Raw genomic sequence first — 15,784 nt, forward strand, 5'->3', positions numbered from 1 at the left:
CACCAGGAACTCCGTGGACACCAGCGAGAGCGGCACCCAGTCCGGCATACAGCCCCCCGAAGACACCACGGCGCCCCTGCCCCCGCCCCGGCGAGGCTGGCGCCGCTGGGCGATGGACACCCGCCCGCTGGCCGTCCCGGCCTACCGCCGGCTGTGGACCTCGACGATCGTCACCTCGGTCGGCAGCCAGCTCACCGCGGTGGCCGTGCCCAAGCAGATCTACGACATCACCGGGTCCTCGGCCTGGGTCGGCGCCGCGAGCCTCGCCGGACTGCTGCCGCTCGTCGTGTTCGCGCTGTGGGGCGGTGCGGTCGCCGACGCCATGGACCGCCGCAAGCTGCTGCTGATCACCAACTGCGGTATCGCCGTCACCTCGCTGCTGTTCTGGCTCCAGGCCGTCACCGGCCTGGAATCCGTGGCCGCGCTGATGGTCCTGCTCGCCATGCAGCAGGCGTTCTGGGGGCTGAACGCCCCCGCCCGTACCGCATCCATCGCCCGGCTCGTCCCCGAAGGGCAGCTGCCCGCGGCCAACGCCCTCGGGTCGACGGTCATGCAGACCGGGCAGGTGATCGGCCCGCTGCTGGCCGGTGCCCTGATTCCCGTCATCGGCCTGCCCGAGCTGTACCTGATCGACGCGGTGGCGCTGTGCGTGACGGTGTGGGCGGTCTACCGGCTGCCCGCGCTGCCGCCGCTGGCGCGTGCGGTGGCCCGCCGGGCCGGGCTGCGGGAGATCGTGGCGGGGTTCCGCTACATCTCGATGCACAAGGTGCTGCTGCTGTCGTTCCTGGCCGACATCATCGCGATGGTCTTCGGCATGCCCCGCGCCCTGTTCCCGCAGCTGGCCGCCCAGACCTACGGCTCCTACGGCGAGGGGCTGGCGCTCGGCCTGCTGTTCGCGGCGATCCCCGTCGGCGCGGTGCTCGGCGGGCTCTTCTCCGGCACGTTCTCGCGGGCGCGCCGGCACGGCTGGATGGTGATCGGCGCGGTCGTCGGCTGGGGCGCCGCCATCGCCGGGTTCGGGCTCAGCCGCAACCTCTGGGTGGCGGTCGCCTTCCTGGCCGCCGCCGGGGTCGCCGACATGGTCTCGATGGTCTTCCGGGGTGCGATCCTGCTGTCCGCCGCGACCGACGAGATGCGCGGCCGGATGCAGGGCGTGTTCACGGTGGTGGTCGCGGGCGGCCCGCGGCTGGCCGACGTCCTGCACGGCACCATGGGCTCCGTGTTCGGGCCGCGCGCGGCCGTCACGGGCGGCGGGCTGCTGGTCGTGGCCGTGATGCTGACCCTGGCCGCCGCCGTGCCCGCCCTGCGCCGCTACCGCATCTGACCGCTACGCGGGCCGCCGCCCCACATACGCGTCCAGCAGCTTGCCCCGGGTGACCTCCAGCCGGCTGGCGAGGATCTCGGCGACGGTCCGCACGAGCGAGAGCCCCAGCAGCGGATCCTCCACGCACAGCGCCAGCACGGCCGCGGCGTCGTACTCGTAGGCCCGCACCTGGCTGAAGGCCACCGCCCCGAAGTCCCAGGTGTACGGCGGGAACAGCCATGACCAGCCGAGCAGGTCACCGGCGCCCAGGCTGGCGACGGTGACCCGTTTGTGGGACGTCACCTCCTGGTCCAGGTTGACCGCTCCCGAGCGGATCACCCAGAAGCGGTCCGCGGTGCCGCCGGCCTCGAAGATACGGGCGTCCTCGGGGAAGGAGACCTCCTGAGCCAGTTCCATGAGGCGCTCGCGCTGCGCCTGCGGAAGGGCGGTCAGCAGTTTGATGGCTTTGGTCATGGCGCGGGGCTCCTCGCCGGCGAGGGTACGGGGGCTTTGCCTACGCCCATTTCAGCCGCTGCCGCCGCACCGGGCACCTCGAAGGAGGTGAGAATCGCCTGCCCGGAGCCGTCCGGGCGTTAAAAAGCCCTGGCCGGACGGGGGAGGCCAGCCAGGGCCGTCAAACGGTGGCGCGGGAGGACCTGACGTCGACTCCTGAACCACTTATGGATGAACGCTAAACCATCCAGGGCCGTTTCGGGTACCCGGGAACAGGCTACGTGACCCGTTTCACTCAGGGGAAGCCCTTGCTGCCCCCGGACGTGTTTGTCGGCGCCCCGCCGGGTGAGCCGAACAAGGAGAGACCCGCGCGGACGGGCTCGTCAGACCAACCGGTCCACCACTCAGGGAGCGAAGGGATGCGCCAGACGTACCGGACCGAATCGACAGTGATACCAACCGACTCCCGCCGGCCCTCGCTGCGGCCGGCCGACGCCCGCAGAGCGGTCCGCGGCGCGGTCGCCCGGCAGGCCGTGCCGTGCGCCGCCGAGGCGCTGAACGACGCCCTGCTCGTCACCTCGGAACTGACCACCAACGCGATCCTGCACGGCGGCGGGATCACCGGCTTCGAGGTGGATGTCGACGGCTGCACGGTACGCGTGTCGGTGAGCGACCGCAGCGACGCGGTACCGGTGGTCGAATCCGCCCCGGACGGGCGCGACCGCGGCCGGCCCGGCGGCCGGGGCTGGCCCATCGTCTGCCGGCTGGCCCGGGACGTGGAGGTCGCCGGACTGCCCTGCGGGGGCAAGCGGATCACCGCGGTCGTGCCCCTGAGCCGAGCCGGCCAACCGAAGTTCTCCTGACGGTGTTTGTGCCCGGAGTGAAGGGGCAGGCGGAGTTTCGTGCTTCGGACCGGAGGCGCGCGCCAGTGGGAGCGGTCATATCGCCCCGGGCCCGCAGAGCGGTCCGGGCGGTGCTCCCGCGGCGACTCTGACACCGCAGTTCGGGTCGAGTCCCGGAACCACGTTCCGGTGATGCCCTGGAACCCACAGTTCAGGAGCGAGTCCGCATGCTCACCGACTTGTCGCACACCCGCCCCAGCACGCCCGACCAGACCACGCACGCTCCGCCCCGGCGCTCGCACGACGACGCCCCCGACACCGCGTCCCTCTTCGCCCGGCTCGCCGCCCTCGGCGACGACGGCCCCGAGCGGGACGCCCTGCGCGACGAACTGGTGGCCGCCTGGCTGCCCATGGCCCACCGCATCGCCGGCCGTTTCCGCGACCGCGGCGAGTCCGTCGAGGACCTGCGCCAGGTCGCCGCACTCGGTCTGGTCAAGGCCGTGGACCGCTACGATCCCTCGCGCGGCGCCTTCGAGAGCTACGCGGTGCCCACCATCACCGGCGAGGTCAAGCGGCACTTCCGCGACCGGATGTGGGCGCTGCGGGTGCCCCGCCGGGTACAGGAACTGCGCAACCGGGTGCGGGTGGCCCGGCGCGAACTCACCGAGAACCCCGGCAGCGCGGAACCCTCGATCGCCGACCTCGCCGCCCACACCGGCCTGACCGAGGACGAGGTCAACGCGGGCATGGAGGCGCTGGAGAGCTTCAGCACCCTGTCCCTGGACGCCGAACTCGCCGCCGGCGAGGACGGTTACAGTCTCGCCGACACCCTCGGGGACACCGACGGCTCCTACGACACCGTCGTCGACCGGGAGGCGGCCAAGGAGGGGCTGCGCCGGCTGCCCGAACGCGAACGGGCCATCCTCTACATGCGCTTCTTCGAGGACATGACGCAGAGCAGGATCGCCGAAAGCCTGGGCATCTCCCAGATGCACGTCTCCCGCCTCATCAGCCGCAGCTGCGCCCGCGTCCGGGCCGAGGCCCTCGGCCGGCAGTGACCCCCCGTCAGGCGGCGCGCGCCCGGACCGGCACCTTCAGGGGCCGGGCCAGGCCCGCCACGGCCTCGTCGAGGCGTTGCAGATGCCGCAGCACGCGGTCGGTCACCCGGCCGTAGCGCGGAGCGCGCAGGGTGCCCGGCTCCAGCATCGCCGCGATGCTGGGGCCCGTCTCGATCTCGGCGGCAGGCCGCCGGTCGTCGACCTGCGCGGCGATCGCCTCGATGTTGTGCACGATCCGCTGCCCCGCCCCGCGCAGCCGGGGATCCGCCGCGATCGCCGGATGGGTGGGCAGCAGCTCGGCCGTCGCCGCCAGCGACCGCGCGTGATAGGCGCACGTCTCGAGGAGCGCCACCACATAGCGCGCGGTGTCCCGGCGGGACCGCAGCGGGGTGATCGGATGCGTCAACGGCTGCACCGCCGCCCGCAGATCGGCCAGTGCCTGGTCCAGGTCACGGGCCTTCTCCACCAGGTCGGCCGGCGGCGCCCCGCTCAACTGGTCGGCGGCGGCCCGGGTCACGTCGGCCAGCCGGTCCAGCGTCGTGACGAGCAGTTCGTCGGTACGGCGGTCGGTGTGCACCGGCAGCACCACCGCGGCCGAGATCACCCCGCAGACCGCGCCGAGCGCCGTCTCCCCGATCCGCAGCACCAGGACGTCCAGGCTGTAGGTGTTGAGCAGCGTGTACAGCAGGCCCAGCATCGCCGTCACGAAGAACGACATCAGGGTGTACGACAGCGGCGCCGAGTAGAACATCGCGAAGACGAACAGCAGCACCAGCCCGAACGCCGTCCAGGTGTGGTGCCCGACCAGCCCCGCCAGCCCGATGCCGGCCACCACGCCGAGGACCGTGCCCAGCAGCCGCCGGTAGCCCTTGACCAGGATCTCGCCGGTCGACGCGGTGTTGAGGAACACGATCCAGCAGGTCAGCACCGCCCAGTACCAGCGCTGGGCGGACAGGAACTCGCCGCCCACGATGGCCAGCGACGAGCCGACGGCCACCTGCACCGCCGCCCGCGTGGTGGGCCGGTGCAGCCCGGTGGCCTCCTCGGTCTCGACTTCCTCCTCCTCGGCGACCTCGATGGCCGCGTCCTCGGCGTCCAGTTCCTCGCGGGACCGGGACGTGGCCGGGGTGTCGTCGGACTCGTCCTGCGGCCCGTCCAGCGCGATCCGCAGCCCCATGACCGCCCGGGCGGCCTCGCCGATCCCCCGGAAGACGTCCTGCACGGCGGGGTCGGCGGGCGGCAGGTTCTCCTCCTCGCGGTAGCCGAGGAGCCGGTTGCGCAGCCGGGACAGCGCGGTCCCCGGCTGTGGCCCGGCCGGCCGCAGCACCAGCAGCCGCAGCGCCTCCAGGTCCAGCCGCAGCTGCTCCAGCGCCTCGTCCCGGGCCGGCAGCGGGGGCGCCGAGGGCAGGTGGGCACCGGGCAGATGCAGGGTGAGGGTGTCGGCCCGCCGGGCGCTGCGCGCGGTGAGCAGCATCAGCCCGAGCCGCTCGGCGGCGATCTCGGCGTCCGCGATCCGGCGCTGCACCAGCCGGGCCACCGCCTCGTCGGAGGTGCCGTCCGGGAGCCGCCCCTGGATCAGCAGCGCCGTCTCGTGCAGCCGGGCGGTCCTGACCCGGACCTCCTCCACCGCCTTGTCCAGCTCGTCCGGCCCGGCGTCGAGCAACTCCGCCTGCGCGGCCACCAGCTGGGCGAACCGGCCCCGGAAGGCCCGCCGCAGCCGGCCGAGGATGCCCGCCGGAGTCTGCGGCACGAGCACGAAGCGGGCCAGGGCCGCGCTGCCGAAGGCGACCGCGATCACGACGTACAGGCCGGGCAGTGCGGGCCCGGTCGCGTGCACGAACAGCGAGGCGAAGTAGATCTGGAAGCCGATCAGCCCCAGCGCCGTGCCCCGGTCGCCGAACCGCCGGCTGTAGACCGCGCAGAAGATGAGCGCCACGAAGAACAGGTCACCGATCACGACCCGCTGGTTGAGCAGCGCGCCCAGGGACATCGAGACCAGCGCCACCGGCAGCCCCAGGGCGAGCGTGACGGCCTGCTGGGAGCGCCCCTTCTCACGGATCGCGAAGGTGGCGACCATCGCCGCGATGGCCCCCGCCACCAGATGGGACACGTCGAGCCGCAGGGCCGCCAGGACGGCGAGCGTGAGCGCGATGGCAAGGACCGTCCGCAGGCCGGCGGTGAAGCGGAGCAGCCCGGGGTCGGCCGCCGCGAGCCGTCCCCGCACCTCCGCCCGCACCGACCGCCCCGCTGTGCTCACCTGGCCGCGCTCTGCGTCAGGCCGTGGCTTCGCCGGGGCCCTCGGCACGGGCCCGGACCTGCTCCGGGGTCAGATACGAGTTCGTGTACTCGAAGTCCTTGAGCGTGGCGGGCTTGCGGGACTGGAAGCCGGTACGGACGAAATCGTCGCCGGCCACCGCGTTCAGCAGCCAGTTGGTCGCCACCCGGGTCTTGGCCACGTTGGTGCGCAGCGCCGACCAGTGGTAGCCGCGGGCCACCGCCTGGGCGGGCAGCCCGCGCAGTTCGATGCCCAGCGGCTTGGAGACCGCGTCCTTGCCGCCGAGGTCCACCACGAGCCCCAGGTCCTTGTGGACGTACGGGTGGAGCGGCTGGTTGCGCAGGGTCGCGATGACGTTGTCGGCGACCACCTTGCCCTGCCGCATGGCGTGCTGCGCGGTCGGCGGGCAGACCGCGCCCGCCTCGTCCTTCGCCTTGTCGGGTACGGCGGCCGCGTCGCCGAGCGCGAACACCCCGTCCTGGCCCGGGAGGGTCATCTCGGCGTTGACCGCGAGCCGCCCCCGGACCGTCTCCGCGCCCAGGGTGGCGATCAGCGGGCTGGCGACCACACCGGCCGTCCAGATCAGGGTGTGGGTGGGCACCACCCGGCCGTCGGTGAAGGTGACCTCCTCCGGGCCCGCCTTCTCGATCGACACCCCGAGGGAGACCTCGATGCCGCGGCGGCTCAGGATCTCCTGGGCGCTGCGGCCGAGCTTGTCGCCCAGCTCCGGCATCAGCTTCGGCGCGATGTCGATCAGATGCCACTTGATCAGCTTCGGGTCCAGGTTCGGGTAGCGGTGCAGCGCCGCGTGCGTGAGCCGCTGCAGACAGGCGGCGGTCTCGGTGCCCGCGTATCCGCCGCCGACCACCACGAACTGCAGCCGCGCGGCCCGCTCCACGGGATTGTCGCTGGCGTCGGCCAGGTCGAGCTGCGAGATGACGTGGTCACGGATGTAGGCGGCCTCGGCCAGGGTCTTCATGCCGAAGGCGTGCTCGGTCAGGCCCGGGATGTCGAAGGTGCGGGTGACGCTGCCCGGGGCCAGCACGATGTAGTCGTACCGCTCGTTCACCAGCTGGTCGGTGATGGTGCGGACCACGCACACCTTGGACTTGAGGTCCACGCCGATCGCGCCGCCCGGGATGATCCGGGTGCGGTACTTCTTGCTGCGGCGCAGCGAGACGGCGATCGACTGGGGCGTCAGCACGCCCGAGGCGACCTGTGGCAGCAGGGGCAGGTAGAGCTGGTAGGCGAAGGGCGCCACCAGGGTGACGTCGGCCTCGTCGGGGGCGAGTTTCCGCTCCAGGCGGCGGACGCATCCCACTCCGGCGAAGCCTGCGCCCACCACCAGGATCCTGGGTCGTGTCACGGTGTCCATCCCTTTCCGCTGTTCCAGGGGCCCGGGTCACGCCGTTCGCATGCCCTGGAACGCTTGCCTCGCACAGTTCGATCCCACCGTGCCCGACGCCGTTCCGCCAGCCGGGCGGCGCAGGCAGACGAACGCGTGGGCTCCAGCATGCCCCTCGATCAAGAGGAGTAACCGGCTGTCGCACAGATATGCGCCGGACTTCCGTCCGGTACAAGGTCGTCCACGGCGATCACGTACGCCAGTAGAGTGCCCGCCATGGCGCACACCCAGCCCGGAACGGGCTTCCAGCAGCGGCACATCGACCCCGACCGCGTGGCCCCGCTGGTGGGCGCCCTGGACTCGCAGGACGCCAATCCGGGCGTACGACGACTGCGCGCCTGGGCCGAGGAGGCGCTGGCGGTACGGCTCGGCGAGCGGCTCCTCGACGTCGGCTCCGGCACCGGCTCGCAGACCCGGACACTGGCCGCCGCCATCGGCCCGGACGGCGTCGCGATCGGTGTCGAGCCCAACCCGAGTCTGCGCGCGGTCGCCGAGGAGCGGTCCCCGGGCAGCCGGGCCCGGTTCGTCCACGGCGAGGCGGCCGCGCTGCCCGTCCCCGACGGCTCGATGGACCTGGTGTGGTGCGAGCGGGTGCTCCAGCACCTCCCCGACCCCGACCGGGCCGTCGCCGAGATGGCCCGGGTGCTGCGGCCCGGCGGCCGGGTGGCGCTGCTGGACACCGACTGGGGCACCACTCTGCTGCACCCCGGCGACCCGGCGGTCGTGCAGGCGCTGATGGCGGCCGCCCTCAACGGCGCCAACCCCTTCTCCGGGCGCCGCCTGGTCGGCCAGCTCAGCGCGGCCGGGTTCGTGGTGGACGACCGCGGCTCGCAGGCCCTGCTCCAGGACCACCGCACGGTGGCCTGGCCGCTGATCCGCATGCTCGGCGAGTCCGCCGTGCGCAGCGGCGCCCTCACCGGGGAACAGCGGGACACCCTGTACGCCGACCTCACGGAGGCGGCCGAGCAGGGGGCGCTGCACATGTCGGTGACGATGTTCGGGGTGGTCGCACACCGCCCCGAGTGATCGCGCCCGCCGCTCACCGGGGCCGGAACCCGCCGCTCACCACGGCAGGAAGACGTGGATGTCCTTGCCGGTCTCGGTGACGACCACGCTGACCTGGTCGCACAGGGTGTGCAGCAGGTGCCAGCCGACGCCGCCCCCGCCGTGCCGCGGATGGAAGGGGCGCGGCTCGGGCTGGATCCGGCTGGTGTCGTGCATGGTGATGTGCACACCGTCGTACGTGCGTCGCATGTGCAGCTCGAAGGGGCCCGGCGCGTACTGGACGACATTGGCGGCCAGCTCCGTCACGACCAGCAGGATGTCGTCCCAGCACTCGGCGGCGGTGGGCGGCGAGATACGGGCGAGGTCGGCGAGGTAGCCGTCCGCGGCCAGCCGGGCGCCGGTGACGTTGCGCAGCTCGCCGGGGAAGGAGACCGTGCGTTCGGGGGTCTCCTCCGTGGAGCGTCTGCGGTCGCGCCGTGGCCCGGTCGGCATGTCGTCTCTCCCGGCCCCGGGGGGTCTCAGGGCCGTGCTCACTGTCGGATCTTTCCCCTCGCGGCGAGTTCCCACTGCCGCATCGGCTAAGCGTGCCGCACTCAGCGGAACACGTCGTCAGAGTCCTCCCAGTCGGCCGGCTCCGCCGGGCCCGGCCGGCGCACGGCGCGCGAGCGGGCCTGGTACATGGCGTCGATCTCGGCCGCGTAGTGGCGCGCTATGGCGTCCCGGCGCAGCTTCATCGACGGCGTGAGCATACCGTTGCCCGGGGCGAACGGTTCCTGGAGGACCCGGTAGACCCGGATCGACTCGGAGCGGGACACCACACTGTTGGCGGACGCGATGGCCCGGGCGATCTCCTCGCGCAGCGCGTTCTCCTCGCGCGCCTCCCGCCCCGGCGAGTCGCCCGGCAGCGACAGGGCACCCCGCCAGTGCGCCAGGAAGTCCGGGTCCAGGGTGATCAGCGCACCCACACAGGGCCGGTCGTCGCCGACGACCACCGCCTGGTGCACCAGCGGATGCATCCGCAGCCGCTGCTCCAGCGGGGCCGGGGCCACGCTCTTGCCGCTGCTGGTGATGATGATGTCCTTCTTGCGGCCGGTGATGGTCAGATAGCCCTCGGGGTCGAGCCGCCCGATGTCCCCGGTGGCCAGCCAGCCGCCGCGCAGCGCGGCCCGGGTCGCGTAGTTGTCACCGACGTACCCCTGGAACACGGAGGGCCCGCGCACCAGGATCTCGCCGTCGTCGGCGACCTGGATCTGGGTGCCCGGCAGGGCCTGGCCGACCGTGCCGGACTTCTCCCGGCCCAGCGGCTGCATGGTGATCCCGCCGCTGGACTCGGTCAGCCCGTAGCCGTCGTGCACGGGAACGCCGATGCCCTCGTAGAACAGGGTGAGTTCACGGCTGAGCGAGGAGCCGCCGGAGGTGGCCCGCAGCACCCGCCCGCCGAGTGCCGCCCGCAGCCTGCGGTACACCGTCCGCTCGTACAGGGCGTGTTGCAGCCGCAGATCGAAACCCGGACCCGCCCCGGTGCCCAGCCGGCCCCGCTCCTGTGCGGCGGCGAAGTCCCGCGCGGTCTCCGCGGCCCGCTCGAACAGGGTCCCCCGGCCCGTCTGCTGGGCGGTGCGCAGGAACGTCTTGTACAGCTTCTCCAGCACCGACGGCACGGCGTACAGGTAGGTCGGTCTGAAGGTGCCCAGCGCCGACGCCAGCGCGATCTCCGACATCTCCGGCTCGTGGCCCATCATGATCCCGCCGCGCAGGCAGAGGACCATCACCATCAGGCCGTACACGTGCGAGAACGGCAAGTAGGCGAGCACGGAGGCCTGTTCGCCGGAACGCGCGGCGGTGTGCCCCCAGCCCGCGAGCAGGGTGTCGCACGGGTACGCCAGACCGCGGTGGCTCAGCGCGCAGCCCAGCGGACGGCCCGAGGTGCCGGAGGTGTAGGTGATCGCCGCCGTGGAGTCCGGCATCACGATCCGGCGCAGCGACTCCACCGTGGTCAGCGGGACGAACACGCCCTGCTGCACCAGGTCGGCCAGCGCCCCCGCGTCCAGCTGCCAGACATGCTTGAGCCCGGGCAGGCCCTCGCACACCGTGCCGACGGTCATCACCGCCAGCTCGTCCTCGACCACCACGGCCACACAGCGGGCGTCCCGCAGGATCCACTCGACCTGGTCCCGGGCGGAGGTCGGATGGATCGGCACCACCTCCGCGCCCACCGACCACAGCGCGAGACAGAACACCGTCCACTCGTAGCGCGTCCGCGCCATCATGGCCACCCGATGACCGGGCGAGATACCCGACGCGATCAGACCCTTGGCCAAGTCGACCACTTCGTCGCGCAGTTCGACCGCGGTGATCTCCTCCCAGCCCGCGGCGGCCGCATCGGGCCGGCGCGCCAGCACCGGCAGGGTCGGGTTCCGGTCCGCCGTCTCGAAGATGCTGTCGGCGAGCCCGCCGGCCAGGGTCGAAGCGGTAGTCGGAGCGAGGGCGTAGTCGCGCATGCGCTGCTCCTGGTTGTACGGAGGGTGACCCCACCGATCGGTACTGTTGTCGACGCGGGTCGAATCTAGCCCAGGGGAGCGCGGCCTGTGTCGGGAACGGTCAACTAGTGTCCGCCTGGTGACCAGAGCTCAGCCCTGGGTACGGCGTACACACTCGACGACGACATCCCGCAGGCTGCCCGTACGCTCCAGGAACGACCGCTGCTCGCGGGCTCCGGTACCCCTGTGCAGCACCTGTGCCACGGCCTCCTCGACACCCCCGGCGTCACCGCTGGCGGTGAGCGCCTCCTCGGTGTGCGTCAGCAGGGCGCGCACCACCTCGACGGCCGGCCGGGGCCGCATGGTCGCCGGATCGAGCAGCTCCTGGTCCAGGCCGGAGCGGGCGGCCTGCCAGGAGGCCAGCCGGAGCATGCTCACACTGTGGTCGAGCGGCGGCCGGCCGGCCCGCCAGTCGCGGGCGGCCGTCTCCACCAGGGCACGGGCCAGGGTGGCGACGAGGACGGTGGTGTCGGCCCGCAGGCACACGTCGGCCACCCGGATCTCCACCGTTGGGTAGTGCACGGCCAGCCGGGCGTCGAAGTACACCATCCCCGTGTCGAGGATGACCCCGCTGGCCACCATGTCCGCGACCCGTTGCCGGTACCCCTCGGCCGAGCCGAACAGCTCGGTCGGCCCCGCCGACGGGCCGCGCGCCCACAGCCGGCTGCGGAAACTGGCATAACCGGAGTCCCGGCCCTGCCAGAACGGCGAGTTGGCGCTCAGCGCGCGCAGCACCGGAAGCCACGGCCGCAGCCGGTCCAGGACGGCGACGCCCTCCTCGTCGGACTCCACCGACACATGCACATGGCAGCCGCACACGAACTGGTCCAGGGTGGCGCTGCCGAACCGCCCGGCCATCCACCGGTACCGCTCGTGCGCGCTGAGCGCGGGCGTGACCGGCAGCGGGCAGGTGGCGAGCGCCGCCACCGCACAGCCGATCTCCCCGGCGAGCCGGGCCGCCTCCTTGCGGCAGCGCGCGATCTCGGCGCCGAGGTCCGCCATGCGCAGCTGCGGACTGGTGGCCAGCTCCAGCATCTGCCCGAACAGTTCCTTCTGGAACACGGCCTGTCCGGGATCGTCCAAAGCGGCACGGTCGAGGACGGCGGCCGACTGGGGCATCGGCTCCCCGCTGTCCGGGTGGACCAGCAGAAGTTCTTCCTCCACTCCGACGGTACGCAGCACCGAGGACCGCCCTCCGGCCGGGCCGCGACCGGGCGCGGCGGGGTCTTTCATCCCGAACTGCCCCGGCCCGGCTGCCGGGACACGTGACGGTGTCCTCGGCGGCCTACGGGGCGACGGGCTCCAGCCACACCGTGCCGAGCGGCGGCAGCGTCAGCCGTACAGCGCCCTCGTCGGTCAGCAGCGGACCCCGGCTGACGACGTCCCCGCCGCCGTACCGCGCGCTGTCGGTGTTGAGGATCTCGCGCCAGACGGCGGCGCTCCCCGGCACGTTCAGCCGGTAGTCGGGACGGACCACGGGGGAGAGGTTGGACACCGCCAGAAGCGGCCGGGCCTCGGCGTCGAACCTCAGGAAGGCGAAGACGTTGTCCTCGGCCGCGTCCCCCAGGACCCACTGGAAACCCGCCGGATCGGTGTCCCGCTGCCACAGGGCGGGGTGCGTGCGGTACACGGAATTGAGATCGCGGACCAGATCCCGGACACCCCGGTGATCGGCCTCGGCGCCGTACTCCGGGTCGAGCAGCCACCAGTCGGGGCCGTGGGCCTCCGACCACTCGCCGCCCTGGGCGAACTCCTGCCCCATGAAGAGCAGCTGTTTGCCGGGATGGGCCCACATGAAGCCCAGATAGGCGCGGTGATTGGCGCGTTGCTGCCACCAGTCGCCGGGCATCTTCGACACCAAAGCCTGCTTCCCGTGCACGACTTCGTCGTGGGAGATGGGCAGCACGTAGTTCTCGCTGTACGCGTACACCATCGAGAAGGTCATCTCGTCGTGGTGGTACTTGCGGTGGACCGGCTCGTGCCGGATGTACTCCAGCGAGTCGTGCATCCAGCCCATGTTCCACTTCAGCCCGAACCCCAGCCCGCCGCTGTCGGTCGGCCGGGTCACCCCGTCCCACGCGGTGGACTCCTCGGCGATGGTCACCACGCCCGGCGCACGCCGGTACACGGTCGCGTTCATCTCCTGGAGGAACGCCACCGCGTCCAGGTCCTCACGCCCGCCGAACACGTTAGGTGTCCACTGCCCGGAGTCGCGCGAGTAGTCGAGGTAGAGCATCGAGGCGACCGCGTCCACCCGGAGCCCGTCGATGTGGAACTCCTCGCACCAGTACACCGCGTTGGCGACCAGGAAGTTGCGGACCTCCACCCGGCCCAGGTCGAACTCGTAGGTCCCCCAGTCCGGATGCTCGGCCCGCCGCTCGTCCCCGGGCTCGTACAGCGGGTCCCCGTCGAAGCGGGCCAGCGCCCAGTCGTCCTTGGGGAAGTGGGCCGGCACCCAGTCCATGATCACGCCGATCCCGGCCCGGTGCAGGGCGTCGATCAGGTACTTGAGGTCGTCCGGGGTGCCGAGCCGCGAGGTCGGCGCGTAGAAGCCGGTGACCTGGTAGCCCCAGGAACCGCCGAAGGGGTGCTCGGCGACCGGCATGAACTCGACGTGGGTGAAGCCCAGGTCGTTGACGTACGCGGGGAGTTCCTCCGCCAGCTGCCGGTAGGTCGATCCCGGCCGCCAGGACGGCAGATGCACCTCGTACACCGAGAACGGGGCCTCGTGCACCGGGGTGTCGCCCCGGTGTGCCATCCACTCCGCGTCACTCCACTCGTGGCGGGAGACCGCCACGATCGACGCGGTCGCGGGCGGCACCTCGGTACGGCGGGCCATCGGGTCGGCCTTGAGGAACCGGCCGCCGTACCGGGAGGTGATCTCGAACTTGTACCGGGCACCCTCGCCCACACCCGGCAGGAACAGCTCCCACACCCCGGCCGCGCCCAGCGAGCGCATCGGGTACTGCGTGCCGTCCCAGCAGGTGAAGTCCCCGGCCACCCGCACGCCTCGCGCGTTCGGCGCCCACACCGTGAACCGGGTACCGGTCACCCCTTCGTGGGTCATCGGCTCGGCACCGAGCGCCTTCCACAGCTGCTCGTGCCGCCCCTCACGGATCAGATGCAAGTCGAACTCACCGAGCGCGGGCAGGAAGCGGTACGGGTCGTGCACCTCCTGCTCGCCACCGCCACCGCCGCCGTCGCCGTCGTCGCCGTCGCCGTACGTGACGAGCAGTGTGTACGACGGGAGTTCGGCGTACGGGAGTACGGCCGCGAAGAACCCGTCGTCCTCGGGCGCCAGGGGGATGCGCGCCCCGTCGACGAGCACGCTCACGGCACGCGCGTGCGGACGCAGCGCGCGGACGAGGGTGCCGCCGTCCACCGGATGGGCGCCGAGCACGGCGTGCGGATCGTGGTGGGCTCCCGAGAGCAGGCGGCCGCGGTCGTCGGCGTCCAGCGGCGGGGCCGTGGGACGGGAGGGGCCGGAGGGCTCGGGAAGCGAAGAGTCGCGCAGTGCCATGAGGTCAGCCTCCCCAGCGGGCGAGCCGCTCGATCGCGGCCATCGGAACCGGAAGCCAGGCCGGCCGGTGCCGGGCTTCGTACACCACTTCGTACACCGCGCGGTCCGTCTCGTGGGCGCGCAGCAACGCGTGCTTCTTCCGCGGGTCCCAGCCGGCGCGCGCAGCGTAACCCGCGCAGTAGGCCTCCCGGCAGCGGCGGGCCCACTCCGGGCGCCAGGGGCGGCGCTGCCGGGCCGCGTAGTCGAAGGACCGCAGCATGCCGGCCACGTCCCGTACCGGGGACTGGGTGCTGCGCCGCTCGGCGAGCGGCCGGGACGGCTCGCCCTCGAAGTCGATGACGAACCACTCGCGGTCCGCCCGCAGCACCTGCCCGAGATGCAGATCGCCGTGGATCCGCTGCGCGTGCGGTCCCGCGTCGCAGGTGGCGAGCGCGTCGAAGGCGCCCCGCAGGCCCGGCACGTACGGCCGGAGCGCCGGCACCGCGTGCGCGGCCGCCTCCAGCCGCGCCGACATGGCCTCCGCGGTACGCCCGTGTTCGTCGTGGACGGCGGACGGGAAGGCGGCGGCGAGCGCGAGGTGCACGTCCGCGGTGGCCCGGCCCAGTTGGTGCGCCTCGGTGCCGAAGTCGTCCCCTGCCGCCAGCGCGCGCAGGGCGAGGGTCCAGCCGTCCGCCGCGTCCGGCAGGAAGGGTTGCAGCACCCCGAGGGTCGCCGGGCTCGGCTCGGTGGTGCGGAACCAGGCCACCGGCGCGGGCACCCGCGCACAGCCCTGCGCGGCCAGTGCACCGGGCACCTCCAGGTCCGGGTTGATGCCGGGCTGGATCCGCCGGAACACCTTCAGGATGTAGGAATCGCCGTAGACCAGGGAGGAGTTGGACTGCTCGGCGGCCAGCAGGCGGGGCGCGAGTCCACCGGGTATCCGGGTCCGCGGGGCGCTCTCGAAACGCAGCGGGCCGACCGTGCCGGGCATCCGCAGCCGGTCAAGGAGCAGTTCGGCCGCACGGGGGTCCTGCAGGGCGTCGTACACCGCGAGTCCGGCCAGCGGGCCCTCCTCGGCGCGGCCGATGTACGCCCGCTCCAGCCGGGGCGTGCGGTGTTCGCGTACGCCGAGCAGGAGCTGGTAGCAGTCACCGGAAGGGGCGCTGTCCCCGCCGGGGGAGTGGTCGGCGTGGATGAGCAGATGCAGACAGCCGGGAAAGAGCTCGGTCAGGGAGAGTACGGAGAGATCCGTGACGGGCCGGTCCTTGCCCGCGAACCAGCGCTGCCGCGGCAGCCAATCGCGCAGCAGCCCGCCGAGCGAGACCAGCGGCCGGTCGAGGCCGGTGGCTGCCGCGCTCCGGGGGAGGTCAACGGTCTTCGTCATCGTGACGCGTCCTTTCCTCGGCT

At 72.6% G+C, this 15,784-nt stretch carries 12 protein-coding genes; 4 read left to right on the forward strand and 8 right to left on the reverse strand.

Annotated elements, in window-relative coordinates:
* The first annotated feature begins 13 nt into the window (after positions 1-13).
* Positions 14-1,324, forward strand: a complete 1,311-nt coding sequence (locus ACGFZQ_RS13960) for an MFS transporter (protein ID WP_393840553.1) — start codon at positions 14-16, stop codon at positions 1,322-1,324.
* A 3-nt stretch (positions 1,325-1,327) separates the two neighbouring features.
* Here ACGFZQ_RS13960 and ACGFZQ_RS13965 read toward each other — a convergent pair whose 3' ends face one another.
* Positions 1,328-1,777: a cyclic nucleotide-binding domain-containing protein gene (locus tag ACGFZQ_RS13965; protein WP_351707852.1), complete on the reverse strand. Its 450-nt coding sequence runs from the start codon at positions 1,775-1,777 to the stop codon at positions 1,328-1,330.
* A gap of 398 nt (positions 1,778-2,175) precedes the next feature.
* Here ACGFZQ_RS13965 and ACGFZQ_RS13970 point away from each other — a divergent pair, with 398 nt between their 5' ends.
* Together ACGFZQ_RS13970 and ACGFZQ_RS13975 are read left to right on the forward strand one after the other, a co-directional pair.
* Positions 2,176-2,619 carry an ATP-binding protein gene (locus ACGFZQ_RS13970; protein ID WP_393840554.1) on the forward strand — a complete coding sequence of 148 codons (444 nt, stop codon included), beginning with the start codon at positions 2,176-2,178 and terminating at the stop codon, positions 2,617-2,619.
* Positions 2,620-2,825: 206 nt separating this feature from the next.
* Entirely contained in the window at positions 2,826-3,656 is an 831-nt protein-coding gene (locus ACGFZQ_RS13975) for a SigB/SigF/SigG family RNA polymerase sigma factor (RefSeq protein ID WP_393840555.1), read from the forward strand.
* A 7-nt stretch (positions 3,657-3,663) separates the two neighbouring features.
* On the opposite strand, the gene ACGFZQ_RS13980 is transcribed toward ACGFZQ_RS13975, so the two are convergent.
* The gene (locus tag ACGFZQ_RS13980) at positions 3,664-5,913 is read right to left on the reverse strand and encodes an FUSC family protein (RefSeq protein WP_393840556.1); all 2,250 of its coding nucleotides are present in this window, start codon (positions 5,911-5,913) and stop codon (positions 3,664-3,666) included.
* 16 nt (positions 5,914-5,929) lie between these two features.
* A complete protein-coding gene (locus ACGFZQ_RS13985) occupies positions 5,930-7,306 on the reverse strand; it encodes an NAD(P)/FAD-dependent oxidoreductase (protein ID WP_393840557.1) in 1,377 nt (458 codons plus the stop codon).
* Positions 7,307-7,552: 246 nt separating this feature from the next.
* Between ACGFZQ_RS13985 and ACGFZQ_RS13990 the strand changes: the two genes are divergently transcribed.
* Positions 7,553-8,362, forward strand: coding sequence for a methyltransferase domain-containing protein (locus tag ACGFZQ_RS13990; protein WP_351737520.1), 810 nt, complete (start codon positions 7,553-7,555; stop codon positions 8,360-8,362).
* A gap of 36 nt (positions 8,363-8,398) precedes the next feature.
* Here the strand turns inward: ACGFZQ_RS13990 and ACGFZQ_RS13995 are convergent, their stop codons facing one another.
* The 5 genes from ACGFZQ_RS13995 to ACGFZQ_RS14015 form a co-directional block, all read right to left on the reverse strand.
* On the reverse strand, positions 8,399-8,833 hold the full coding sequence (locus ACGFZQ_RS13995) for an ATP-binding protein (RefSeq protein ID WP_393840558.1): 435 nt from the start codon (positions 8,831-8,833) through the stop codon (positions 8,399-8,401).
* Positions 8,834-8,934: 101 nt separating this feature from the next.
* The gene (locus ACGFZQ_RS14000; protein ID WP_393840559.1) at positions 8,935-10,839 is read right to left on the reverse strand and encodes an AMP-dependent synthetase/ligase; all 1,905 of its coding nucleotides are present in this window, start codon (positions 10,837-10,839) and stop codon (positions 8,935-8,937) included.
* 129 nt (positions 10,840-10,968) lie between these two features.
* Positions 10,969-12,057, reverse strand: a complete 1,089-nt coding sequence (locus ACGFZQ_RS14005; protein ID WP_382537351.1) for a glutamate--cysteine ligase — start codon at positions 12,055-12,057, stop codon at positions 10,969-10,971.
* A gap of 106 nt (positions 12,058-12,163) precedes the next feature.
* The gene (gene glgB, locus ACGFZQ_RS14010) at positions 12,164-14,398 is read right to left on the reverse strand and encodes a 1,4-alpha-glucan branching enzyme (protein ID WP_393840560.1); all 2,235 of its coding nucleotides are present in this window, start codon (positions 14,396-14,398) and stop codon (positions 12,164-12,166) included.
* Positions 14,399-14,402: 4 nt separating this feature from the next.
* The gene (locus ACGFZQ_RS14015; RefSeq protein ID WP_393840561.1) at positions 14,403-15,761 is read right to left on the reverse strand and encodes a maltokinase; all 1,359 of its coding nucleotides are present in this window, start codon (positions 15,759-15,761) and stop codon (positions 14,403-14,405) included.
* Between the last annotated feature and the right edge of the window lie 23 nt (positions 15,762-15,784).

The organism is Streptomyces sp. NPDC048254 (genome assembly GCF_043201895.1).
Lineage (GTDB): Bacteria > Actinomycetota > Actinomycetes > Streptomycetales > Streptomycetaceae > Streptomyces.